1 protein-coding gene is annotated in these 945 nt (G+C 51.3%); it reads left to right on the top strand.

Annotation, left to right across the window (positions count from 1 at the left end; genetic code table 11):
* Positions 1-23 precede the first annotated feature (23 nt).
* Positions 24-945: hypothetical protein (locus tag H6F58_RS17875; protein WP_206693806.1), on the top strand; the 922-nt coding region annotated here is incomplete at its 3' end.

Here is a 945-nt window from a genome sequence, read left to right as displayed (position 1 = left end):
TGAACACTGCGGAGAACACCGACGTGAACACCGATGTGAACACTGCGGAGAACACGGATGTGAACACCGATGTGAACACTGCGGAGAACACCGACGTGAACACCGATGTGAACACTGCGGAGAACACTGCGGAGAACACGGATGTGAACACTGCGGAGAACACCGATGTGAACACCGCGGAGAACACTTCAGATAACACTGATGACAACACGGCGGATAACACGGAACATCCGATCGTGAACGTGCTGCCTGACAGCGTTACTGAAGGGGACGAGATTACCGTAATTGGTGACAAGTTCACTCCAGACGGTAACGTCAAGATCACTATTCGCAACTCGAACGGCGACGAGGCTCCTATTCACCAGGATGACGTCATCGTTGACGAGAACGGTCACTTTGATTACAAGTTTGATACCGATGGTTTGCCAGAAGGTATCTACATGGTCGAAGTTCAGGACGAAGAAACTGGAAAGACTTACACTGAGTACTTCCAGGTAAATCCTGAGGACGCTGTTGAGAACGAAGTTCACATCGATATCACTCCGAACCGCATTATCAAGGGTGAAATCGGAACCGTGACCGGCAAGGAATTCACCTCGAACGGCGAAGTCAAGATCGAGCAGAGCCCACTAGGCGCGACGACCTTGGCCCAGGCTAAGGCTTTCGCTGCTTCTCTTCCTGAAGGCGTGACCGCTGACGACAAGGGAGATATTAGTTTCGAGGTTGATTCATCTGATCTTGAACTCGGAAATTACCTGATCGTTGCGACTGATGTGAAGACGAACGCGTATGCGTTTACTACGTTCACCGTTGTCGCCGATGATTCGACTGACGCGAACACTGCTGACAACACTGACGCAAACACGGATGCGAACACTGACGCAAACACGGATGCGAACACTGACGCAAACACGGATGCGAACACTGACGCAAACACGGATGCGA

Origin of the sequence: Glutamicibacter sp. FBE19 (assembly GCF_015524875.1) — a bacterium.
Taxonomy (GTDB): domain Bacteria; phylum Actinomycetota; class Actinomycetes; order Actinomycetales; family Micrococcaceae; genus Glutamicibacter; species Glutamicibacter halophytocola.
Note: the sequence above shows the minus strand (reverse complement) of the source record. Positions and strands in the feature narration are given on the sequence as shown.